Below are 22,466 nucleotides of genomic sequence, written 5' to 3' on the forward strand. Positions count from 1 at the left end.
TGATCCGGCCGGGGCCGCTCACCTGCTGTCGAGGTAGGCGAGCACCGCGCGCACCCGGCGGTGCCCGCTGTCGGAGGGCGACAGCCCCAGCTTCGCGAAGATGTTGCCGACGTGCTTGTGCACCGCGTTCTCGGTGACCACGATCCGTTCGGCGATCTCCCCGTTGTCGAGCCCCTCCGCCATCAGCGCCAGGACCTCGTTCTCGCGGCGGGTGAGCGACTCCAGGGGGTCGCGGACCCGGCGGGCCAGCAGCTGCTGCACCACCGCCGGGTCCATCACCGTGCCGCCCCCGGCCACCCGCCGCAGCGCGTCCACGAACTCGCTGACCCGGCCCACCCGGTCCTTGAGCAGGTAGCCCACCCCGCCGCGGCCGTCGGCCAGCAGCTCCCCGGCGTAGTCCCTCTCCACGTACTGCGAGAGCACCAGCACCGGCAGCGCCTCGTGCCTGCGGCGGGCACCGATCGCCGCGTGGATGCCCTCGTCACGGAAGTTCGGCGGCAGCCGCACGTCCACGATGGCCAGGTCGGGCCGGTGGCGGTCCACGGCGTCGGCGAAGGCCGCCGCGTCCGCGGCCACCTCGGCCACCTCGAAGCCCCTGGTGGAGAGCAGCAGCTCCAGCCCCGCCGACAGCAGCACGTTGTCCTCGGCGATCACGATCCGCACGGCATCTCCACGTCGATCACGGTCGGCCCGCCCGCCGGGCTGTCCACGCGTACCGTACCGTCCAGGGCGGCCACCCGGCGGCGCAGTCCCCGCACGCCGCTGCCGCGCTCCTCGTCCACCCCGCCCGAGCCGTCGTCGCGCACCGTCACCCGCAGCACGCCGTCCTCCCGTCCCAGGCGCACGGAGATCTCCTCGGCCCCGCTGTGCTTGACCGCGTTGGTGACCGACTCGGTGACCACGAAGTAGGCCGCGGTCTCCACCGCCACCGGGAGCGCGCCCAGCTCACCCACGTCCAGGCGGGTGGGAACGGTGGTGCGGGCGGCCAGCGCGGTCAGCGCCCCGGACAGTCCCCGGTCGGCCAGGATCGGCGGGTAGATGCCCTGGATCACCTCGCGCAGCTCGGCCATCGCCTCCTCGGCGCCCTCGTGGGCGTTTCGGAGCAGCGCGGCCACGGCCGGGTTCTCCACAGCCTCCCTCGCCACACCCAGCTGCATCGCGATCGCCACCAGCCGCGCCTGGGTGCCGTCGTGCAGGTCGCGCTCGATCCGGCGCAGCTCCGCGCCGTGCGCGTCCACCACGTCGGCGCGCGTGCGGCTCAGCTCGTCCACCCGGGCCGCCAGCAGCTCCGCCTCGGTGGGGGCCAGCAGCGCCAGGGTCATGCGGGCGTGGGCCCGGGCCGCAGGGACGGCCGCGCCCAGGCCCAGCGCGCACCCGATCACCGCGTAGGCGGCCCCGGTGACCAGAGCGGTGCCCCAGTCCAGCACCGGGAGCCACAGGAGCTGCAACGGCTCCTCCCCCGGGACCGCCCACCAGAACAGGTACTGCGGCGCACTCAGCGGCATCGCGAGGGCCAGCAGCCCCACGAGCCCCAGCACGATGCTGGCGGGCGCGAACACGGGCAGCCACAGCAGGACGCGGCGGGTGGACGGCCGACCCCACAGCTCCCGGAAACCGGACGCCTCCCGCCCGCCCACGCGCGGGACCGGCACGCCCAGGAAACGGGAGGCCCACCCCTGGTGCCAGGAGGCCCACCGGCCCAGCAGCCCCACCCAGCGCGGGAGCAGCACGAATCCCAGGCCCCCGATCGGGATGGTCAGCGCCACGGCCAGGGTCAGCGGCAGCATCGCCAGCGTCACCAGACCCGAACCCAGAACCACCAGCAGGTACGTGCTGGCCCGCAGCGCCTGCCTCCAGACCGCACCCATGCCCGCCGTCCCTTCCTCTCGCCCGTCGACCAACGACAGTCTGGCCCATCGCGGACACCCCGGGCACTACAGCCAGCCACCCTCTCCGCCCCGCGGCCGCCGCCGACCGCGCGAGCGCGTCGACGGACCCGCCGGACACTGCCATCGTGGACGGGGAACCCCCACCCGCCTCCGGAACGGAGCCCGACCGGTGACCACAGCGACCGACCCCCCGCCGACCGGTGCGTCCGCCCCCGCGCCGTCCCGACACTGGACGGCGTTGGACGCCCGGCCCGGTCCCACGCGCCGCAGGTTCGCGGTGGACACCGCCGTGGCCCTCCTCCACCTGCTGCTCTCCGGAGGCCTGCCCGACCCGCACACCCTGGGCGCCCAGCCGCTGGACTGGGTGCGCCCGGTCCTGTGCGCCGTCGTCGCGGCCGGGATCGTGCTGCGCTGGAGATGGCCCGCCGCCTCCTTCGGCGCGGTGCTCGCCGCCGGTCTGGCGGCCACCGTCGCGGGATGGGGCCAGATGCCCCTGGCCGCCGCCGCGTGGGCGCTGTACCCGCTCGCGCTGACCGCCGAACGCGGCCCCACCCGGCCGCGGCACGGGTTGTATCTGCTGGCGGGCGTCCTGGCTATCGTGGCCTTCGGAACCAACGGCGCGGCCCTGGACGGAGTGCTCCGCGACCTCGGCGTCGGCTCGGTGCTCCTCGGCCTGTCCTGGCTGCTGGGCCGCTCGGTCCGGGAACGCAGCGTCCAGGAGGCGCGCGCGGTCGCCGCGGTGGCGCGCGAGGCCCGGGTCCGGGAGCGGCTGCGGGTGGCCCGCGAGGTGCACGACGTGGTGTCCCACACCCTGGGCGCGGTCGGCATGCGCGCCGGGGTGGCCCGCTACACGGGAGGGGACGCCGAGGACCTGCGGGCGGCCCTGGCCGACATCGAGGCCGCCAGCCGCCAGGCCTCGGACGAGCTCCGCAGGGTTCTGGTGTCCCTGCGCGGCGACCACGACGCGCCCCTGGGACCGCGGCCGGGACCGGCCGACCTGGAGGCCCTCGTCGCCACCGCGGAGAGCACGGGGATCACCTGCCGCCTGCGGACGGAAGGGGCCGGGGCGCTGCCCCCGGCCGTGGCGGACAGCGTCCACCGCGTGGTCCAGGAGGCGCTCACCAACGCCATCCGGCACGCGCCCGGCTCCGCCTGCGAGGTCACCGTCCTGGGCGGCGCCGCCGCCGTGGAGGTGGAGGTCATCGACACCGGGCCCGCGCCCGGCCGCGTTCCCGTACCGGGCAGCGGAACCGGCCTGGCCGGGATGGCGGAGCGTGTCGCCGCGCACGGCGGCACCCTCTCCGCCGGGCCCCTCCCCGGCGGCGGTCACCGCCTCCGCGCGCACATCCCCTTCGGACCCGGGCCCGGGTGAGGCCGTGCGGCGACTGCCAGCGCCCCGTCGCACACGGCGAGCCGCGTTCCAAGGCCCGTCCACCGGGAACGCGCGGCGCGCCCGTGTGCCGGACGGTGCCCGTGCGCTTCGCGGAACCTGTGTACCGAAGGAGTTACGTGTGACTATGACTCCTTGGGTGCCGGGTGACATTTGTGTGCTGGACAGTGTCTGAGCGTCGGGTGACACCCGTGCGCCGACAGGCGGCGGAACACGGGAACCCACCCGCGAGCGGAGTCCGCCAGACTGTGTCCCGGGGCCCGCGCGCCGCCGCGGCGACGCGCCCCGGTATCCGTCCGAGGGCAGGGGGACAGACATGGGTGAGGCGGCGCCGGTGCGGATCGTGGTCGCCGACGACCAGGACCTGCTGCGCGGTTCGCTGCGCATGCTCATGGACAGTGACCCCGGCCTCACCGTGGTCGGCGAGGCGCGCACCGGGCACGAGGCGGTCGACCTGGTCGTGCGCACCCGGCCCGACCTCGTCCTCATGGACGTGCGCATGCCCGGACTCGACGGGCTGGCCGCCACCCGCCAAATCTGCGCGCGGACCACCGCTACCCGCGTGGTCGTCCTGACCATGTTCGACCTCGACGAGTACGTGTACGGGGCGCTGCGCGCCGGGGCCAGCGGGTTCCTGCTCAAGAACACCGCCCCCGAGGAGCTGCTGCGCGCCGTCCGCGTGGTCGCCGACGGCCAGGCGCTCCTGGCCCCCGAGGTCACCGGCCGCCTGATCGCCGAGGTGGTCCGGTCCAGGCAACCCGAGTCGGACGGGTGGGCCGACGTCCCGCTGACCCCGCGCGAGCGCGAGGTCGCCGCCCTGGTCGGCGGGGGGCTGTCCAACGCCGAGATCGCCGACCGCCTCGTCCTGAGCCGCGCCACCGTCAAGACCTACGTGAGCCGCCTGCTCACCAAACTCGACGCCCGCGACCGCGCGCAACTGGTGGTCTTCGCCTACGAGACCGGCCTGGTCCGGGCCGCACGCCGCGACTGACCCGGCCGCCCGGCCCCACCGGTAACACGTGCGCCCGCCTCGGACGTCCCCCGGGGTTGACGGTGCGACTGTCCACTCCGGGCCGACGCGCCGGTCCGCCCCCGGGCCCCACGATGGTCGCCATGATCGAGATACGCGGACTCACCAGGCGCTTCGGCGCCCACACGGCGGTGGACGGGCTCACCTTCACCGCCCGCCCCGGCCAGGTCACCGGATTTCTGGGGCCCAACGGGGCAGGAAAGTCCACCACGCTGCGGACACTGCTCGGGCTGGAACGGCCCGACGGGGGCCGCGCCCTGGTGAACGGGGTGCCCTACACCTCGCTGCGCAGACCCGCAGCCACCGTCGGCGCCCAGCTCGACGTCGGCGGCGCCCACCCTTCCCGTACGGCCCGCGCCCACCTGGGGTGGATCGCCCGGGCCAACGGTCTGCCCGCCTCCCGGGCGGAGGAGGTTCTGGAGTGGGTCGGCCTGGCGCACGCCGCCCGCTCGCGGGTGCGCACGTTCTCGCTGGGCATGGGACAGCGGCTCAACCTGGCCGCGGCCCTGCTCGGCGACCCGGAGGTGCTCGTGCTGGACGAACCGGTCAACGGGCTCGACCCCGAGGGCATCCGGTGGATTCGCGGGTTCACCCGCGGGCTCGCCGACCGCGGGCGCACCGTCCTGCTCTCCAGCCACCTCATGGGAGAGGTGGCCAGGATCGCCGACCACCTGGTGGTCATCGACAGGGGACGGCTGGTCGCCGAGGGCGGACCCGCGGAGCTGACCGCCGGACACGACTCACTGGAGGAGGCCTTCTTCGCCCTCGTCGGCCGGGGCCACGAGGAGTGGACCGGGGGCCAGCGGTGAACGGCGTCCTGCGCGCCGAGGCGGACAAGTTGCGCACTCTCGTCTCGGTCTGGATCACCTGCCTGGCGACCCCGCTCCTGACGGTCGGGCTGGCCTGGCTGTCGGGTTGGTCGGTCGGCCGGGCCCTGGAGAACGACCCCGGGATGCTGGTGCGCGAGGTCGTCCCCGAACAGAGCGGCTTCGACGCGATCATGTACGGGCAGGCCGGAATGGTGGTGCTGGGCGTGCTCGCGGTCAGCGGCGAGTACACCGGCGGACAACTGCGCACCTCGCTGCTGGCGGTGCCCGACCGGCCCCGACTCCTCCTCGCGAAGGCGACGGCGGTGGTCCTGGCCGCACTGCCCGTCGCGGCGGTGACCGTGACCGCCGCCTTCGCCGCCACCCAGTTCGGGCTGGGGGAGCACGGCTACCCGCTGGCGGACGTCGTCGGCGGCCCGGTGCCGGGCGCCCTGGCGGGCGCCGTCCTGTACTGGGTCCTGCTGGCCCTGCTCGCGGCCGGGCTGACCGTCGTCGCGCGCAACGCGATCGTGCCGCTGACCGTGCTGATCAGCACGGTGCTGGCGCTGTCCTTCTTCCTCTCGATGCTCACCGACGCGGCCGACTACCTGCCCGACCGCGCGGGGGTCCAGATGTTCCTGCTCGGAGGACCCAACCGGACCGACCTGTCCGCCCTCCAGGGCGGCGCGGTCATGGCGGCCTGGGTGGTGCTGGTGTGGGCGGCGGCGGTGTGGCTGTTCCGCCGGCGCGACGCCTGACCCGGGGGAGGGGCCGGGGCGCCGCCGCGCGTGCCCCGGCTCAGTCCCCCGGCCCCTCCTCGTCCTCGTCGCGGGTGAGGGTGTCCACGGCCACCGCCACGCTGATCACCAGGGCGGGGTCCCCGGCGAGGTCGGTGCGGTGGGTGTTCACGTCCACCGCGTAGGTGTCCAGGACGCGGAACCACTTGCGGGACACGTGCGCGACGGTGCCGTGCTCGTCGCTGATCACGTACTCCTTGCCGAGGAAGTCCCCGGTCACCTCCCAGTCCGGCGCGCCCTCCACCTCCACCACGAGCTTGTCGCGCAGCGGGTTGACCAGGCGCTTGCGCACGGTGGCGGTGGCGCCGCCCTCCCGCTCGACCCTCATCTGGTCGCGCAGTCTGAACAGCTTCTTGCGGATGACGGCGAGGACGGTGTCGCCGGTGTCCTTGAGCTCGAAGGTCGTGCGCAGCCGCAGCGCCTTGCCGTCCACGAGGAAGACCTTCTCACCCGCCTCGTCGGTCACCCAGTAGTCGTCACCGATGTCGAAAACGCGTTCGCGTACCAGGAACTTCATGCCTCGAAGTTAGGGCACGCGCGCCCGCCGCACCAGAGGCCGTCCGCGCCTGTGGACAACGCCTCCCGGGCAGGGCCGTGCGGGCACGCGCAGGACGGGGGACCGCTCGACGCGGCCCCGCGCCGGCACCGCCGCCGGACGGGATCGTGCCCGCGAAAGTCCGCCCGCTCCGGCACAACACGCGCCGGAGCGGGTACCTATGGGCACATCCCGACCCGGAAAGGTCCCCATGACCTGGCACACCCGGCCCATGGCCGCGTTCGACACCGAGTCCACCGGCCTGGACCTGGCCAACGACCGGATCGTCACCGCCGCCCTGTGGCGCATCGACCCCGCGGCCCGCACCAAGGAGGTCACCACCTGGCTCATCGACCCCGGGATCGACATCCCCCAGGAAGCCACCGACATCCACCACATCACCACCGAGCACGCCCGCGAGCACGGCCGCCCCGCCGCCGAGGCGGTGCCCGAGATCGGCGCCGCCCTGGAGAAGGCCGCCGCGGACGGAGTGCCGGTGGTGGTCTACAACGCCCCCTACGACCTGGGCCTGCTCTCCGCCGAACTCCGGCGCCACGACGCCGGGGCGCGCTTCGACGGGACGCTGCGCGTCCTGGACCCGCTGGTGATCGACAAGCGCTTCGACACCTTCCGGCGCGGCTCGCGCAAACTGGTCGACGTGTGCGCCCACCACGGCGTGCGCCTGGACGCCGAACAGGCGCACGGGGCCGCCGCGGACGCGCTCGCCGCCGCCCGGCTGGCCTGGAAGCTCGCCGCCGCACACCCCGAACTGGCGGCCATGGACATCGACGACCTGCACGCCGCACAGGCGGTCTGGAAGGCCGAACAGGCCGCGAGCTTCCAGGACTACCTGCGGCGCAGGGACCCCGAGGCGGTCGTGGACGGCTCCTGGCCGCTGCCCGGTCCCGCCTGACCGGGCACCGCCCGCCGCTCCGGGGCGGCCGGACGACCACGGGCGGCCCCAACACGCGGGGCGGTGGCACCGGGAGTTCCCGGTGCCACCGCCCCGCGTGGCGTCACACGTCCTGCCCGCCGCGTGCCCCGTCCACCGTGTGTCCGGGGAAGTCCAGGAAACGTGGTGTCGGGTGCCGTGGAACGAAAAACGCCGACCGTGGCGGTCGGCGTCGTTCTGGCTGGTCAGCGGGGTGAATCCGCTGGTTCGTCCTGTGTGCCCCCTGCAGGATTCGAACCTGCGCACACGGCTCCGGAGGCCGTTGCTCTATCCCCTGAGCTAAGGGGGCTGGCTTGCGTGAACAACTGTAGCAGGGGCGCGCCGCCCTTCGTCCACCCGTCGCCGCCGCGCCCGCCCCGGCCCGGCGATGACCGCAATCCGGTGGTGCCGTGTCGCCCGGCGGCGGTAGTGTCGCGCCCGTGAACGCCCTACCCACACGGGTTCTCGTCGTCGAGGACGACGACGTCATCCGCGAACTCATCCGCCTCAACCTCGAACTGGAGGGGTTCGAGGTGTTCACCGCCGTGGACGGCCAGGACTGCCTCGACCGCGCCGCGCACATCGACCCGCACGTGGTCACCATGGACGTCATGATGCCCCGCGTGGACGGCTGGACGGCCGTCGAGCGCCTGCGCGCCGACGCCCGCACCCGCGACCGCCCCATCATCATGGTCACCGCGCGCACCCAGGAGACGGACCACCAGCGCGGCAGGCGCGTCGGTATGGACGCCTACCTCACCAAGCCCTTCGACCCCGACGTGCTCATCGACATCATCCGGAGCCTGGTCGACAGGGGCCTGGAGTGACCCCCGGACACCTGGAGGCCGCCGTCCGCGCGGCCGCCGCGCGGGCCCTGGACCTGGCCCCGGACGCGATCCCCTTCGTGTGGCCGCGCAACGACCACGCGGACGGGGGCGCCGACGCCGCCACCGCCCTGCCGCCCCGCCTGGCGGGCGTCTCCGGCGGCCGGGAGACCGACCGCCGGGGGGACCGCCGCGCCGAGGTCCGCGACCGCGTCGCCGCCGAACTCTCCGCCATGCGCGACGAGGGCCTGGTGGACTTCGACCGCGTCACCGGCGACGGCCGCGGCTTCCTCAACGTCACCTTCACCGGGCGCCAGCGCGACGCCCTGCTCGCCGCGGCGGCCGACGGGCCCCGCTTCCTCACCGGCCGGGACTGGGACGGCGAGGGGGAGTGGCCCGCCTCCGCCCTGCACGAGGCCGGGCCGGTCGCCCAGGCCCGCAGGCTCGCCCGCGCCGACGCCCGCGCCCGCGTCGCCCTGGCGGTCGGCCCCCAGGCCCCTCCGCCCGCCCCCGGCGAGGCCTCCTGGCGCGACCCCTACCTCGACGGCGGGCACCGGGAACTGCTCACCCCCGCCGCGCGCGCCCTCGGCGCGGTCGGCGAGGACAGCGCGCGCGTCGCCTTCTGCCGCTCGGTGCCCGAGCACCCGCGCGGCACCGAGACCACCGGGCGCGACCTGCCGGTGCTGCCCTCCGCCGAGTACCCCGGGGCCTGGGCGCGCCTGACCGACGCCAACCCCGCCTTCCGGATGCGCTACGCCCACGCCCACGCGACCAGCCTCGTGCGCTGGAGCGCCGAGGGCGCGCCGCCCCCCGCGGCCAGCCCCGACCGCACCGCCGCCGTGCGCGGCCTCCTCTTCGACGGCCCCAGCGCCCTGGACACGGCCGCCCGCCGAGAGGAACCCCATATCCTGGTCCGATACCTGGAGGCGCTGACCAGTGCCTACGATGAGTGGCGGACGTGTTCCGCCGCGGTCCCAGAAGCCTCTGAGCGGACCGCCGCGGACCCGGCCCTGCCAGCAGCCGTCGCCGGGGTCCTCCGCACCGGACTCCTCCTGCTCGGGGTGTCAGCGCCCACAAGGCTGTAGACGCCCCGTGCCTCCCGGTGGGCCGTACCCGTCCCTGGTGTTCCGATCGGTTCGGTGGACAATGGGGGGTGCCGCCGACCCGCACAGCCGTACAGTCCCAGCCGAAAGCCCATCATGAGCCGCTACGCCCACCCCGCCGGTTCCCGCCACGCGGAGATCCTGCCGGAGGACAACCCGCCGCTGCCGCCCGAGGACCTCAACGCCCTCGACCCGCGCGTGTGGCCCGCCACCGCGCGCCGAACGGGCGGTGAGCTCACCGTCGGCGGCGTCGGCGTGCGCGAACTCGCCGCCACCCACGGCACACCGCTCTTCGTCATGGACGAGGAGGACTTCCGGGGCCGCGCCCGCGACTACCGCACCGCCTTCTCCGACGCCGACGTCTACTACGCGGGCAAGGCGCTGCTGACCAAGGCCGTCGCGCGCTGGGTCAACGAGGAGGGGCTCAAGCTCGACGTGTGCTCGGGCGGCGAACTCACCGTCGCCCTGGCCGCCGGGGTCCCCGCCGAGCGCATCGGCATGCACGGCAACAACAAGTCCGCCGCCGAGCTGCGCCGCGCCGTCGAGGCCGGGGTGGGCCGCGTCATCATCGACTCCCTCGACGAGATCGAGCGCCTCGGAGCGATCGCCGCCGAACTCGGCGCCCGCCCCAAGGTCCTCATCCGCGTCACCACCGGCGTGGAGGCGCACACCCACGAGTTCGTGGCCACCGCCCACGACGACCAGAAGTTCGGCTTCGCGATGAGCACCGGCGCCGCCGCCGAGGCCGTCCGCCGCGTCCTGGCCGCCCCGCACCTGGAACTCGTCGGCCTGCACTCGCACATCGGCTCGCAGATCTTCGACACCTCCGGCTTCGAGGTCGCCGCCCGCCGCGTGACCCGGTTCCTCACCGGCGTCCACGAGGAGCTGGGCGTCACCCTGGCCGAGCTCGACCTCGGCGGCGGCCTGGGCATCGCCTACACCTCCGGCGACGACCCCCTGGACCCCAAGACCATCGCGGGGAGCCTGACCTCCATCGTGCGCCGCGAGTGCGAGGAGGCCGGACTGCCGGTGCCCCGCATCGCGGTCGAGCCCGGCCGCGCCATCGCGGGCCCGGCGGGGATCACCGTCTACGAGGTCGGTACCGTCAAGGACGTGGAGGGCATCCGCACCTACGTCAGCGTCGACGGCGGCATGAGTGACAACATCCGCACCGCCCTGTACGGCTCGGAGTACACCAGCCAGCTCGTCTCCCGCGAGAGCGACGCCGAGCCCATGCTGTCCCGCCTGGTCGGCAAGCACTGCGAGAGCGGCGACATCATCGTCCACGACCTCTACCTGCCCGCCGACCTGCGCCCGGGCGACCTGGTGGCCGTCGCCGCCACCGGGGCCTACTGCTACTCCATGGCGAGCAACTACAACCACCTGCCCCGGCCGGCCATGGTCGCGGTCCGCGGCGGGAGCTCCCGCGTCATCGTGCGCAGGGAGAACGAGGAGGACCTCCTCCGCCTCGACGTCGGCTGAACGGTCCCGACGGCGGCCGGGGCCGCCCCGAGACGAGGATTCACGAGAGAAGTGGGAGTCACGCCCAAATGGCGATGAAGGTGGCGCTGCTCGGATGCGGCGTGGTGGGCTCGGAAGTCGTCCGCCTGGTCAACGAGCAGTCCGAGGAACTGGCCGCGCGGGTGGGCACGCCCATCGAGATCGGGGGCATCGCGGTGCGCCGCCTGGGCCGCGACCGCGGCGTCGACCCGGCGCTGCTGACCACCGACGCCACGGCCCTGGCCACGCGTCCCGACATCGACCTCGTGGTGGAGGTCATCGGCGGCATCGAACCGGCCCGCTCGCTGATCCTCGCCGCGATCAAGTCGGGCAAGTCCGTGGTCACGGCCAACAAGGCCCTGCTCGCCGAGGACGGCCAGACCCTGCACGCCGCCGCCCGCGACGCCGGGGTCGACCTGTACTACGAGGCCTCCGTGGCGGGCGCGATCCCGCTGCTGCGGCCGCTGCGCGACTCGCTCGCGGGGGACAGGGTCAACCGCGTGCTGGGCATCGTCAACGGCACCACCAACTACATCCTCGACCGGATGGACTCCCTGGGCGCCGGGTTCACCGAGTCCCTGGAACAGGCGCAGGCCCTCGGGTACGCCGAGGCCGACCCCACCGCGGACGTGGAGGGCTTCGACGCGGCGGCCAAGGCCGCGATCCTGGCCCGGCTGGCCTTCCACACCCAGCGGGTGACCGCCGCCGACGTGCACCGCGAGGGCATCACCGGCGTGTCCGCGGGCGACATCGCCAGCGCCCGCGCGATGGGCTGCGTGGTCAAACTCCTGGCCATCTGCCAGCGCTCGCAGGACGGGGGGTCGGTGGGCGTGCGCGTCCACCCGGTGATGCTCCCGGTCGAGCACCCCCTGGCCAGCGTCAAGGAGGCCTACAACGCGGTGTTCGTGGAGGCCGAGTCCGCGGGCCGCCTGATGTTCTACGGGGCCGGGGCGGGGGGCACCCCCACCGCCAGCGCGGTCCTGGGCGACCTGGTCGCGGTGGCGCGCAACCGCCTCGCCGACACCTCGGTGGCCGAGGGCGGGCACGACACCGGGCTGCCGGTGCACGACATGGGCGAGACCATCACCAGCTACCACGTGGCGCTGGACGTGGCGGACCGCCCCGGCGTGCTGTCCAAGGTCGCGGAGATCTTCGCCGACCACGGGGTGTCCATCAAGAACGTGCGCCAGGAGGGCAGCGGGGACGACGCCCAGCTGGTGCTGGTGAGCCACCCCGCCCCCGACGCCGCGCTCAGCGCCACGGTCGAGGACCTGCGCGTCCACGACATGGTGCGCGAGGTGGCCAGTGTCATGCGCGTGGAGACCTTCGCCGACTGAGCGGACCGCGCGCCGCGGAGGGCCGGGACCCCGCGCAGGGCCGCACGGGACCCGTGCGGCCCTCCGCCGACCCCCATGTCCGTATGATGAGACATCAGACCGCGATTCGAGATAGTGCGGGCGTGGTCATAGACTCGTAGCTGGTGGGGACGACGGACGCGCCGCCGGGCCGTCCGGGAACCCCGCCGCTTCCACCGCGCGTCAAGCGAAGCCGCATCCACCCGAAAGGGACAAGTCGTGAGCATGGCACGGGCGTGGCGAGGCATCGTCGAGGAGTACCGCGACCGCCTCCCCGTCAACGAGAGCACCCCCGTTGTCACCCTCCAGGAGGGCGGCACGCCCCTGCTGCCCGCCACGCGCGTGTCCGAGCTCACGGGCTGCGAGGTCTTCCTCAAGGTCGAGGGGCTCAACCCCACCGGGTCCTTCAAGGACCGCGGCATGACCATGGCCATCACCAAGGCCGCCGAGGACGGCGCCAAGGCCGTCATCTGCGCCTCCACCGGCAACACCAGCGCCAGCGCCGCCGCCTACGCCATCCGCGCGGGCATGACCTGCGCCGTGCTGGTGCCCCAGGGCAAGATCGCCATGGGCAAGCTGGCCCAGGCCCTCGTCCACGGCGCCCGCCTGCTCCAGGTCGACGGCAACTTCGACGACTGCCTCGAACTGGCCCGCAAGCTCAGCGTGGACTACCCGGTCGCCCTGGTGAACTCGGTCAACCCCTACCGCCTCCAGGGGCAGAAGACCGCCGCCTTCGAGATCGTCGACGCCCTCGGCGACGCCCCCGACGTCCACTGCATCCCCGTGGGCAACGCGGGCAACATCACCGCCTACTGGATGGGCTACACCGAGTACTCCAGGGACGGGATCTCCACCCGCAACCCGCGCATGCTCGGCTTCCAGGCCAGCGGCTCCGCGCCCATCGTCAACGGCGCGCCCGTCACCAGTCCGAGCACCATCGCCACCGCCATCCGCATCGGCAACCCGGCCTCCTGGAAGCTGGCCGAGCAGGCCCGCGACGAGTCCGGCGGCCTCATCGACAAGGTCACCGACCGCCAGATCATGGCCGCCTACAAGCTCCTCGCCGCCGAGGAGGGCGTGTTCGTGGAGCTGGCCTCCGCCGCCAGCGTGGCCGGTCTGCTCCAGTCCGTCCAGGCGGGGCTGGTCGAGCCCGGCAGCCGCGTGGTGTGCACCGTGACCGGCAACGGCCTCAAGGACCCCGACTGGGCGCTTGCCGGAGCCTCCTCCGCCACCACCGTCCCGGTCGACGCCCTCGCCGCGGCCCAGGCCCTCGACCTGGCCTGAGACCGGTCGTCCACAGGGCGGAGGGAGTGCCTTCCGCCCTGGCGGGGACGCCGGTAACCTCCGACCGGGAGGGGTGCGGCCCCGCGCCCGCGAGGGTGTGGGCCCCCGACAACCACCCTCACCGCGCACCCATCATCCTTGCAAGACCCCGGTCCCGCCTGTGGACGAGTACCACGCGGGGGCTTCCCGAGAGCCCCCGCCAGGAGAGAGCCCCACGTGAGCCCATCACGCCCCACCCGGGTGTCCGTCCAGGCCCCCGCCACCAGCGCCAACCTCGGACCGGGCTTCGACGCCCTGGGCCTGGCACTGCGCCTGTACAACACGTTCGAGGCGTCCCCGCGCGAGGACGGCGAGCTGCGCGTGCGCGTCGAGGGGGAGGGCGCCGACGAGGTCCCCCTCGACGAGCGCCACCTCGTGGTGCGCGCCATGCGCGAGACCTTCGAGCGGGCCGGGGAGCAACTGCCCGGGCTCGACCTGACCTGCGTCAACGGGGTCCCGCACGCACGCGGTCTCGGCTCCTCCTCCTCGGCGATCGTCGGCGGCGTGGCCGCCGCCAGCGCCCTGCTGGGGCGCACCGGCCCCGACGGCGGACCGGACCGCGACGGCATCTACCAGATCGCCGCGGACATCGAGGGACACCCCGACAACGTGGCCCCCTGCGTCTACGGCGGATACACGGTCGCCTACCGCGACGGCGACCGCTGGGGCGCGGTGTCCCTGGCACCGGACCCCCGCGTCCTGCCGGTGCTGTGCGTGCCCGAGTGGCGGCTGTCCACCGAGCGGGCCCGCGGGCTGCTGCCCGAACGGGTGCCCCACGGCGACGCCGCGTTCAACGCCGGGCGCGCCGCGCTGATGACCGCGGCCGTTTGTGGCCATCCCGAGGCCCTGTACGCGGCCACGCGGGATCGGCTACACGAGTCCTACCGCGCCCCGGCCATGCCGGACACCCTCGATCTCATCCGTGACCTGCGGCAACACGAGAAACTGCCCGCGGTGGTCTCCGGGGCGGGGCCGACGGTCCTGGTCCTGTGCTCCACGGGGGCGGGGGAGGCGTCCGCGGATTCGCCGGAAATCGCGGACCAGATTGATTCGATCCGCCGGAGGGCGGGTAAGAATTGGGACATACGCCCCCTGCTCGTGGAGCTGGCGGGGGTGCGGTCCCCATCTCCCCATCCGTAGCACCTGTGTCGAGGAATAGCCGTGGCCTGTGGTGGTGTTAGGCTAGGTGAAGCACCAGATGCCCCGTTGCGGGGCGAGTGCTCATCCGCCACAACGGCCTTCGCGTCCCATACTCCGGTGGTCCGGTCCCACGACCAACCGGAAGCGGCGGCCGACGTGTCGAGTCCGCGGTTCTCCCGCGACTGTCGCCAACGTCATCGCAGCCCGCTCCTCCTCGGATGAGCGTGTCTCCACGATGGACGGGCAACACCACCGAGCCATCCGCCCCGACGTCTGGCTGTACCCAGAGCCCGTCGCGATTGGGTACGGGACCGCCTTCACGCCGGTTTCCGAACATCCACGTGGGGCACGCCCTACCCGGCCCTGCCGGTTCGCACCACCGGGCCGGCCGCTCCAGCACCCGCTGACGGCCGACGCCCGCTCCTTGGGAAGGACCCTTAGTGAGCGACACCACCGAACTCCGAACGGACGCGGCGGTCGAAGACAAAGCCACCACCGGCGTTTCCGTGACGGAGGCTGGCGATGGCGCGCCGACAGCCACGCCCTCGCGGTCCCGCACGGCGTCGCGCGGCACCGGTCTCGCGGCCCTGAAGCTCCCCGAGCTCCAGAAGCTCGCGTCCAGCCTGGGTATCACCGGTACGGGGCGCATGCGCAAGAGCGACGTCATCGCCGCGATCGAGGCCAAGCAGGGCGGCCCGGTCGGCGGCCCCACGAAGGCCAAAACAGCAAAGAGCGCAGAGACGGCGTCCAAGGCCGGTAAGGTCGAGGCAACCGACGGCCGGGCCGAGGCTCCCGAGACGCCGGGCACGGACGAGGCCCCGCGCAAGCGCGCGGACAAGCAGCCGTCGGACCAGGCCGTGACCGACCCCCAGGGCGGACGGGGCGACAAGCCCTCCCGCGGTCGTCGTTCGTCCCGCCGACGCGGTGACGAGCCCGGCGACCAGCCCCGGGCCGTGGACGGCGCCGAATCCTCTACCTCCGCGAGCAGCGTGACCAAGACATCCAGCACCCCCCAGAAGAACGGCCCCGACTCCGCCGAGGACCGTGACAACAGGTCCGGGCAGGGTCGCGAGCGCCAGCGCAACCGCCGCAACCGCAACCGCGGCGGTGACGACCAGAACGCGAACAGCAACGCCCAGCAGGGTGGTGGCGGCCAGAACCAGGGCCGCGGCTCCGGTGGTGGCGGTGGCGACGACGACGACTTCGGCGGACGCCGCCGCGGACGCCGCCGGGACCGTCGGGACCGCCGCGGACGCGGCGGGGGCCAGGAGCCGGAGCCGGTGATTGGCGAGGACGACGTCCTGCTGCCGGTCGCGGGCATCCTCGACATCCTGGACAACTACGCCTTCGTGCGCACCACCGGCTACCTCCCCGGCCAGAGCGACGTCTACGTCTCCCTGGCCCAGGTCCGCAAGCACGGCCTGCGCAAGGGCGACCACATCATCGGCGCGGTCCGCCAGCCCAAGGACGGCGAGCGCAGGGAGAAGTTCAACGCCCTGGTCCGCCTGGACTCGGTCAACGGCATGTCGCCCGACCAGGCCAGGGGCCGCCAGGAGTTCTCCAAGCTGGTCCCCCTGTACCCCCAGGAGCGCCTGCGCCTGGAGACCGAGCCGCAGATCCTCACCACGCGCATCATCGACCTGGTGGCGCCCATCGGCAAGGGCCAGCGCGGGCTGATCGTCTCCCCGCCCAAGGCGGGCAAGACGATGGTGGTGCAGGCGATCGCCAACGCCATCACCGAGAACAACCCCGAGTGCTACCTGATGGTGATCCTGGTCGACGAGCGGCCCGAGGAAGTCACCGACATGCAGCGCACGGTCAAGGGCGAGGTCATCCACTCGACCTTCGACCGGCCCGCCGAGGACCACACGGTCGTCGCCGACCTGGCCATCGAGCGCGCCAAGCGGCTCGTGGAGATGGGCATGGACGTCGTCGTCCTGCTGGACTCCATCACCCGCCTGGGCCGCGCCTACAACCTGGCCGCCCCGGCCAGCGGGCGCATCATGTCCGGCGGTGTGGACTCCACGGCGCTCTACCCGCCCAAGCGCTTCTTCGGCGCGGCCCGCAACATCGAGGGCGGCGGCTCGCTGACCATCCTGGCCACGGCGCTGGTCGAGACCGGCTCGCGCGCCGACGAGGTGATCTTCGAGGAGTTCAAGGGCACCGGCAACATGGAGCTCAAGCTCAACCGGAGCCTGGCCGACAAGCGGATCTTCCCGGCGGTGGACGTGGACGCGTCCAGCACCCGCAAGGAGGAGATCCTCATGTCCTCCGAGGAGCTGGGCGTGGTCTGGAAGCTGCGCCGGGTGCTGCACGCGCTCGACACCCAGCAGGCCATCGAGCTGCTCCTGGACAAGATGAAGGAGTCCAAGAGCAACGCCGAGTTCCTGCTCCAGATCCAGAAGACCACCGTGGGTCCCGAGCGCTGACCCGCGGCCCCCGGGTCGAAGCAGGCCCCTCTCCCGTTCCGGGAGGGGGGCTTCGTCGTGTCCGCGCGGTGTGTCCGCGGCAGGCGGTCCCGCCCGGGCGGGACCGCGCTCCACCGCTTTCCTTTCGAATCGCGGAAGAGTCAGCCCGTGAGACGAAAAAGATCACTACTGTGTTGCGGATCACAGAAGGGTGTATCCCGCGGCGGGAAAACGATTTAGGGTCTCGCCGTCGAGTAGTCCCCGCACCAGGGAGCCGCCCGGATGGACAACCTCGCCCCACTCAGCCTCCTCGCGCTCGCCCCGATCGTCCTCGTCGGCGTCCTGCTCGTCGGATTCCGTCTCCCGGCCATGTACGCGATGCCCGCCGGATACGTCGTCGTGGTCGCCGTCGCCGTCCTCTTCTGGCAGACCGACTGGGTCGCGATCGCCGCCTCCACCGTCCAGGGCCTCATCCTCGCGATCGGCCTGCTCTACATCATCTTCGGCGCGCTCCTGCTGCTGTCCACCCTCACCAAGAGCGGCGCCATCGCCACCATCCGCACCACCTTCACCGACATCAGCCCCGACCGCCGCGTCCAGGCGATCATCATCGGCTGGCTGTTCGGCAGCTTCATCGAGGGCGCCTCCGGCTTCGGCACCCCCGCCGCCGTGGTCGCGCCGCTCCTGCTCGCCCTGGGCTTCCCCGCGATGGCCGCCGTCATGGTCGGACTGGTCATCCAGAGCACGCCGGTCAGCTTCGGCGCGGTGGGCACACCCATCCTCGTCGGCGTCTCCGGAGGTCTGGAGGGGTCGTCCGCGGTCGCCGTGCGCGCCGCCGAACTCGGCCTGGACATGCCCGGGTTCGTCAGCCTCATCGGGTTCCAGACCGTCCTGCTGCACGCCGTCGCCGGAACCCTCGTCCCGCTCTTCATCTGCTGCATGCTCTGCGGCTTCTACGGCGGGAACCGGCGCTTCTCCGACGGCCTCGGAGTGTGGAGGTTCGCGCTGTTCGCCGCCTTCGCCATGACCGTCCCCTCGGTCCTGTACAACCACTTCCTCGGCGTGGAGTTCACCAGCCTCCTCGGCGGCCTCACCGGTCTGGTCATCGTCGTCCTCGCCGCACGCCGGGGCTTCCTCATGCCCAAGCGGACCTGGGACTTCCCGCCCCGCGAGGACTGGCTGGCCCGCTGGAGCGGCACGCTCTCCCCGGGGGACGGCGAGACCGCGCGCGCCGACGGCGGACGCGTGGGGTTCCTGGCCGCCTGGGCGCCCTACCTCATGGTCGCCGCGCTGCTGGTGGCCACCCGCACCATCACGCCCCTGGAGGACTGGCTGACCGGCGTCGCGGTCGGAGCCACCGACATCTTCGGCACCCCCGTCTCCCAGCTCGTCGAACCCCTCTACTCTCCCGGCGCGACCTTCATCCTCGTCTGCCTGCTCACCTACGGCCTGCACCGCATGACCCGCCGCCAGATCGCCGACTCCTGGCGGATGGCCGGATCACAGCTGGCCGGGGCGGCCGTCGCCCTGCTCTTCGCCGTCCCGCTCGTCCGCGTCTTCATCAACACCGGAGGCGACTTCGGCGACACCGCCATGGAGAGCATGCCGCTCACCCTCGCCGCCGGAGCCGCCGAACTGGGCGGGACCGCATGGCCGCTCTACGCCCCCTGGATCGGCGCCCTGGGCGCCTTCGTCGCGGGCTCCAACACCGTGTCCAACCTGATGTTCTCCCTCTTCCAGTTCTCCACCGCCGAACGCATCGGCATCCCGCCCGAGACCGTCGTGGCCACCCAGGCCGTGGGCGGAGCCGCGGGCAACATGATCACCGTGCACAACGTGGTCGCCGCCTCCGCCGTGGTCGGACTGGCCGGACGCGAGGGAGACCTCATCCGCCAGAGCCTCCTGCCCATGACCTACTACGTGCTGCTGGCGGGGTCGGTGAGCTACGTCCTCGTCTACGGGTTCGGCCCCGGCGCCGGCACCGTCATGCTCCTTCTGCTCCTCGCCGTGCTCGCCGCGCTCGTCCTCCTCATGCGCCGGGCCGACGCGGACAAGCCCCCCTCCCGCACCGCCGGAACCGCCCCCGGAGGAGGCCGCGGGAAGGGGGAGGAATAGGTACTGGTCCCGGCAACGTTGTGGGTCTGGCAAACTGGTAGCGGGGAGTGGCCCGCCCTGCTTCGGCTGGGCCCGCCGCCCCGTTACCCGGATCGCCGCGACACCGGTTCGCGCATGGCCCACGACGACCGACCCGCCCCTGGCGGCCCGGCCCGTCATGCGTCCGGCGGTTGCGCCCCTGATGAGGAGACACACATGAAGGCCGACATCCACCCCGAGTACGTCGCTACCGAGGTGACCTGCACCTGCGGTGCCCACTTCACCACCCGCAGCACCGTCACCGAGGGCAAGATCCGCGCCGAGGTGTGCTCCGAGTGCCACCCGTTCTACACGGGCAAGCAGAAGATCCTGGACACCGGTGGCCGCGTCGCCCGCTTCGAGAAGCGCTTCGGCAAGCGCAAGTAGCGCCGCCCGCTGTCCCGCGGGGCCGGAGCACCCGGCCCCGCGGGACCAGGCTGACCCCCGAGGGGGAGACGGACAGGCGAGGTAAGCACAACACGACGGGGACGGGCGAACGTGAAGCTGGACGACCTACTGGGGGAGTACTACGAGCTGGAACAGCAGCTCGCCGACCCCGAGGTGCACGCCGACCAGGCCAGGGCGCGCACGCTGGGCAAACGCTACGCACAGCTCACCCCCATCATCGAGACCTACCGCGCGCTCAAGGAGGTCGAGAGCGACATCGACACCGCGCGCGAGCTCGCCGCCGAGGACTCCTCCTTCGCCGAGGAGGCCGACCGCCTGACCGAGGAGGCCGAGCGGCTCACCGAGCGCCTGCGCGTCCTGCTCATCCCCCGCGACCCCGCCGACGACAAGAACCTCATCATGGAGGTCAAGGCGGGCGAGGGCGGTGAGGAGTCCGCCCTCTTCGCCGGCGACCTGGTGCGCATGTACCTGCGCTACGCCGAGCGCCAGGGCTGGAAGACCGAGGTCATCGACTCCACCCACTCCGACCTCGGCGGGTACAAGGACATCACGATCGCCTTCAAGAACAAGGGCACCCCCGAGCCCGGTTCGGGCGTGTGGCCGATGCTCAAGTTCGAGGGCGGCGTGCACCGGGTGCAGCGCGTCCCCGTCACCGAGTCCCAGGGCCGCATCCACACCTCCGCGGCCGGTGTGCTGGTCGTCCCCGAGGCCGAGGACATCGAGGTCGAGATCCACGAGAAGGACCTTCGCGTGGACGTCTACCGCTCCTCCGGACCCGGCGGCCAGAGCGTCAACACCACCGACTCCGCGGTGCGCATCACCCACCTGCCGACCGGCATCGTCGCCTCGTGCCAGAACGAGAAGAGCCAGCTCCAGAACAAGGAGCAGGCCATGCGCATCCTGCGCGCCCGCATCTACGCCGAGGCCCAGGCCAGCGCGGACGCCGAGGCCGCCGCCGAGCGCAAGAGCCAGGTCCGCACGGTGGACCGGTCCGAGCGCGTGCGCACCTACAATTTCCCCGAGAACCGCATCTCCGACCACCGGGTCGGATACAAGGCCTACAACCTCGACCAAGTCCTCGACGGGGAACTCGGCGGGGTCGTCAAGGCCCTCGTGGACGCGGACACCAAGGAAAGGCTCGAAGCGGCTCAGTCGTCATGAACGTCCTGCTCGACGAGGTCGCCCGCGCGACGCGCAGACTCGCGGAGGCGGGCGTGGCCTCACCTCGCGCCGACGCCGAGGAACTCGCGGCGTTCGTGCACGGTGTCCGTCGAGGGGAGCTGCACACGGTCGCCGACTCCGACTTCGACGCCCGCTACTGGGAGTGCGTCTCCCGGCGCGAGGCCCGCGAACCCCTCCAGCACATCACCGGCCGCGCCTACTTCCGCTACCTCGAACTCCGCGTCGGGCCCGGGGTCTTCGTGCCCCGCCCCGAGACCGAGATCATGGTGGACTGGGCCATCCAGACCCTGCGCGCCATGGACGTCGCCGACCCCCTGGTGGTCGACCTCGGCACCGGCTCGGGAGCCATCGCCATCTCCATCGCGCAGGAGGTGCCGCGCTCGCGCGTGCACACGGTGGAGGTCGACCCCGACGCCCTGGCCTGGGCCCGGCGCAACATCGACGCCAGCGGCCACGCCGACCGGGTCACCTCCCACCACGGCGACATGCGCACCGCCCTGCCCCAGCTCAACGGGCGCGTCGACCTGCTCATCAGCAACCCCCCCTACGTCCCCACCCGCGAGGCCGGAGCCATCCCGCCCGAGGTGCGCGACTACGACCCCGCCCCCGCGCTGTGGTCGGGCGAGGACGGCCTGGACATGATCCGCGCGCTGGAGGCGGTCGGCCGCAGGCTGCTGCGTCCCGGCGGCGCGATGGCCGTGGAGCACCACGACGGCCAGGGCATCGACATCCCCTGGCTCTTCCCCGAGGACAGGGGCTGGCGCGACGTCCTCAACCGCAAGGACCTGGCCCGGCGCGACCGCTTCGTGGTCATGCGCCGCGCCGACGAGGACGGCTGACGTGCTTTCCCCCGCCCCCCGTATCCCGGTCCGACCGTGAACCCGGTGGACTCCGTTCAAGAGTGAGGTGAACGCAGGTGAGCCGCATCTACGACTGCGCGGACGAGACCGCCCGCAAGGACGGCATCGCCGACGCCGCGTCCGCGGTACGCCGAGGCGACCTTGTGGTGCTGCCCACGGACACCGTGTACGGCATCGGTACCGACGCCTTCAGCCCGACCGCCGTGGCCAGGCTGCTCGCCACCAAGGGCCGGGGCCGCGAGATGCCCCCGCCGGTGCTGGTCGGCTCGATGCGCGCCGCCAACGCCCTCGTCGACGACCTGGGCAACCACGGCCGCGACCTCATGGAGGAGTTCTGGCCCGGTCCGCTCACCCTGGTCTGCACCGCCACCCCCAGCCTGTCCTGGGACCTGGGCGACACCAAGGGCACCGTGGGCGTGCGCATGCCGATGGACCCGGTCGCCCTGGACCTGCTCAAGGAGGTCGGGCCCATGGCGGTCAGCAGCGCCAACAAGTCCGGCCAGCCCTCCGCGACCCTTGTGGAGGAGGCCATCGAGCAGCTCGGTGACGAGGACGTCGCCGTCTACCTGGACGGCGGCGAGACCGAGTCCCGCGTCTCCTCCACCATCGTCGACCTGACCTACGCGGTCCCGCGCGTGCTGCGCGCGGGCGCCATCTCCATCGAACAGCTGCGCGCGGTGTGCGGCACCGTGATCGGCGAGCTGCGCAAGGGTCCCCGCAAGCCCGTGCGGCCGGAGGGCGGCGAGGCCGGGGACGCGCAGGCCCCGGCACCGGAGCCGCAGACCCCGCGGGACGAGGACGAGAGCGCTCCCGGGACCGCTCCCGACGGCGACAAGAACTAGAGGGGCCAGG

Annotated in this window: 20 protein-coding genes and 1 tRNA gene; 17 read left to right on the plus strand and 4 right to left on the minus strand. The window is 73.0% G+C overall.

Annotation, left to right across the window (positions count from 1 at the left end):
- Positions 1-18: 18 nt before the first annotated feature.
- Positions 19-663: a response regulator transcription factor gene (locus UIS43_RS23115; RefSeq protein ID WP_013151363.1), complete on the minus strand. Its 645-nt coding sequence runs from the start codon at positions 661-663 to the stop codon at positions 19-21.
- Positions 651-1,868, minus strand: a complete 1,218-nt coding sequence (locus tag UIS43_RS23120; protein WP_370011691.1) for a histidine kinase — start codon at positions 1,866-1,868, stop codon at positions 651-653. The genes UIS43_RS23115 and UIS43_RS23120 overlap by 13 nt, the downstream gene beginning before the upstream one ends.
- A 190-nt stretch (positions 1,869-2,058) precedes the next feature.
- Here UIS43_RS23120 and UIS43_RS23125 point away from each other — a divergent pair, with 190 nt between their 5' ends.
- The 4 genes from UIS43_RS23125 (at position 2,059) to UIS43_RS23140 (ending at position 5,873) form a co-directional block, all read left to right on the plus strand.
- Positions 2,059-3,261 (plus strand): sensor histidine kinase, encoded by a 1,203-nt coding sequence (locus tag UIS43_RS23125; protein WP_013151365.1) that lies wholly within the window; start codon positions 2,059-2,061, stop codon positions 3,259-3,261.
- Between the two features lie 334 nt (positions 3,262-3,595).
- On the plus strand, positions 3,596-4,270 hold the full coding sequence (locus UIS43_RS23130) for a response regulator transcription factor (protein WP_071621332.1): 675 nt from the start codon (positions 3,596-3,598) through the stop codon (positions 4,268-4,270).
- A gap of 122 nt (positions 4,271-4,392) precedes the next feature.
- Entirely contained in the window at positions 4,393-5,118 is a 726-nt protein-coding gene (locus tag UIS43_RS23135; protein WP_041552197.1) for an ABC transporter ATP-binding protein, read from the plus strand.
- The gene (locus tag UIS43_RS23140; RefSeq protein WP_013151367.1) at positions 5,115-5,873 is read left to right on the plus strand and encodes an ABC transporter permease; all 759 of its coding nucleotides are present in this window, start codon (positions 5,115-5,117) and stop codon (positions 5,871-5,873) included. Before UIS43_RS23135 ends, UIS43_RS23140 begins: the two co-directional genes overlap by 4 nt.
- Positions 5,874-5,913: 40 nt before the next feature.
- On the opposite strand, the gene UIS43_RS23145 is transcribed toward UIS43_RS23140, so the two are convergent.
- Positions 5,914-6,429: an LURP-one-related/scramblase family protein gene (locus UIS43_RS23145; protein ID WP_370011694.1), complete on the minus strand. Its 516-nt coding sequence runs from the start codon at positions 6,427-6,429 to the stop codon at positions 5,914-5,916.
- A gap of 229 nt (positions 6,430-6,658) precedes the next feature.
- On the opposite strand from UIS43_RS23145, the gene UIS43_RS23150 reads away from it, so the two are divergent.
- Positions 6,659-7,360 carry an exonuclease domain-containing protein gene (locus UIS43_RS23150; protein ID WP_071621335.1) on the plus strand — a complete coding sequence of 234 codons (702 nt, stop codon included), beginning with the start codon at positions 6,659-6,661 and terminating at the stop codon, positions 7,358-7,360.
- A 256-nt stretch (positions 7,361-7,616) separates the two neighbouring features.
- Here UIS43_RS23150 and UIS43_RS23155 read toward each other — a convergent pair.
- A tRNA-Arg gene (locus UIS43_RS23155) sits at positions 7,617-7,688 on the minus strand.
- A gap of 130 nt (positions 7,689-7,818) precedes the next feature.
- On the opposite strand from UIS43_RS23155, the gene UIS43_RS23160 reads away from it, so the two are divergent.
- From UIS43_RS23160 to UIS43_RS23215, 12 genes are all read left to right on the plus strand, one after another.
- Positions 7,819-8,205 carry a response regulator gene (locus UIS43_RS23160; RefSeq protein WP_041552199.1) on the plus strand — a complete coding sequence of 129 codons (387 nt, stop codon included), beginning with the start codon at positions 7,819-7,821 and terminating at the stop codon, positions 8,203-8,205.
- Positions 8,202-9,287 carry a DALR anticodon-binding domain-containing protein gene (locus UIS43_RS23165; protein WP_013151371.1) on the plus strand — a complete coding sequence of 362 codons (1,086 nt, stop codon included), beginning with the start codon at positions 8,202-8,204 and terminating at the stop codon, positions 9,285-9,287. Before UIS43_RS23160 ends, UIS43_RS23165 begins: the two co-directional genes overlap by 4 nt.
- Before the next feature lie 114 nt (positions 9,288-9,401).
- Complete coding sequence (gene lysA / locus UIS43_RS23170) at positions 9,402-10,787, plus strand: diaminopimelate decarboxylase (protein WP_013151372.1); 1,386 nt, start codon at positions 9,402-9,404, stop codon at positions 10,785-10,787.
- 68 nt (positions 10,788-10,855) lie between these two features.
- Positions 10,856-12,142 (plus strand): homoserine dehydrogenase, encoded by a 1,287-nt coding sequence (locus UIS43_RS23175; RefSeq protein ID WP_013151373.1) that lies wholly within the window; start codon positions 10,856-10,858, stop codon positions 12,140-12,142.
- A gap of 243 nt (positions 12,143-12,385) precedes the next feature.
- Positions 12,386-13,444 carry a threonine synthase gene (thrC, locus tag UIS43_RS23180; RefSeq protein ID WP_013151374.1) on the plus strand — a complete coding sequence of 353 codons (1,059 nt, stop codon included), beginning with the start codon at positions 12,386-12,388 and terminating at the stop codon, positions 13,442-13,444.
- 240 nt (positions 13,445-13,684) lie between these two features.
- A complete protein-coding gene (gene thrB, locus UIS43_RS23185) occupies positions 13,685-14,623 on the plus strand; it encodes a homoserine kinase (protein ID WP_041552202.1) in 939 nt (312 codons plus the stop codon).
- Positions 14,624-15,063: 440 nt separating this feature from the next.
- Positions 15,064-17,052: a transcription termination factor Rho gene (gene rho / locus UIS43_RS23190; protein WP_013151376.1), complete on the plus strand. Its 1,989-nt coding sequence runs from the start codon at positions 15,064-15,066 to the stop codon at positions 17,050-17,052.
- Between the two features lie 261 nt (positions 17,053-17,313).
- A complete protein-coding gene (locus tag UIS43_RS23195; protein WP_370011696.1) occupies positions 17,314-19,146 on the plus strand; it encodes an L-lactate permease in 1,833 nt (610 codons plus the stop codon).
- A 195-nt stretch (positions 19,147-19,341) separates the two neighbouring features.
- Positions 19,342-19,551: a 50S ribosomal protein L31 gene (gene rpmE, locus UIS43_RS23200; protein WP_013151378.1), complete on the plus strand. Its 210-nt coding sequence runs from the start codon at positions 19,342-19,344 to the stop codon at positions 19,549-19,551.
- Between the two features lie 111 nt (positions 19,552-19,662).
- Positions 19,663-20,733 carry a peptide chain release factor 1 gene (gene prfA, locus UIS43_RS23205; protein ID WP_013151379.1) on the plus strand — a complete coding sequence of 357 codons (1,071 nt, stop codon included), beginning with the start codon at positions 19,663-19,665 and terminating at the stop codon, positions 20,731-20,733.
- Complete coding sequence (gene prmC, locus UIS43_RS23210) at positions 20,730-21,593, plus strand: peptide chain release factor N(5)-glutamine methyltransferase (RefSeq protein WP_013151380.1); 864 nt, start codon at positions 20,730-20,732, stop codon at positions 21,591-21,593. The genes prfA and prmC overlap by 4 nt, the downstream gene beginning before the upstream one ends.
- Positions 21,594-21,670: 77 nt before the next feature.
- A complete protein-coding gene (locus tag UIS43_RS23215) occupies positions 21,671-22,456 on the plus strand; it encodes an L-threonylcarbamoyladenylate synthase (protein ID WP_370011699.1) in 786 nt (261 codons plus the stop codon).
- Positions 22,457-22,466 lie beyond the last annotated feature (10 nt).

The organism is Nocardiopsis sp. LDBS0036 (assembly GCF_041228755.1).
Taxonomy (GTDB): Bacteria; Actinomycetota; Actinomycetes; order Streptosporangiales; family Streptosporangiaceae; genus Nocardiopsis; species Nocardiopsis dassonvillei.

What these genes read in the sequence shown, in the direction of transcription:
- UIS43_RS23120 (WP_370011691.1), bottom strand. Translation starts at nt 1,868, where the DNA reads ATGGGTGCGGTCTGGAGGCAGGCGCTGCGGGCCAGCACGTACCTGCTG.
- UIS43_RS23130 (WP_071621332.1), top strand. Translation starts at nt 3,596, where the DNA reads ATGGGTGAGGCGGCGCCGGTGCGGATCGTGGTCGCCGACGACCAGGAC.
- UIS43_RS23135 (WP_041552197.1), top strand. Translation starts at nt 4,393, where the DNA reads ATGATCGAGATACGCGGACTCACCAGGCGCTTCGGCGCCCACACGGCG.
- UIS43_RS23145 (WP_370011694.1), bottom strand. Translation starts at nt 6,429, where the DNA reads ATGAAGTTCCTGGTACGCGAACGCGTTTTCGACATCGGTGACGACTAC.
- UIS43_RS23150 (WP_071621335.1), top strand. Translation starts at nt 6,659, where the DNA reads ATGACCTGGCACACCCGGCCCATGGCCGCGTTCGACACCGAGTCCACC.
- lysA (WP_013151372.1), top strand. Translation starts at nt 9,402, where the DNA reads ATGAGCCGCTACGCCCACCCCGCCGGTTCCCGCCACGCGGAGATCCTG.
- UIS43_RS23175 (WP_013151373.1), top strand. Translation starts at nt 10,856, where the DNA reads ATGGCGATGAAGGTGGCGCTGCTCGGATGCGGCGTGGTGGGCTCGGAA.
- thrC (WP_013151374.1), top strand. Translation starts at nt 12,386, where the DNA reads ATGGCACGGGCGTGGCGAGGCATCGTCGAGGAGTACCGCGACCGCCTC.
- UIS43_RS23195 (WP_370011696.1), top strand. Translation starts at nt 17,314, where the DNA reads ATGGACAACCTCGCCCCACTCAGCCTCCTCGCGCTCGCCCCGATCGTC.
- rpmE (WP_013151378.1), top strand. Translation starts at nt 19,342, where the DNA reads ATGAAGGCCGACATCCACCCCGAGTACGTCGCTACCGAGGTGACCTGC.
- prmC (WP_013151380.1), top strand. Translation starts at nt 20,730, where the DNA reads ATGAACGTCCTGCTCGACGAGGTCGCCCGCGCGACGCGCAGACTCGCG.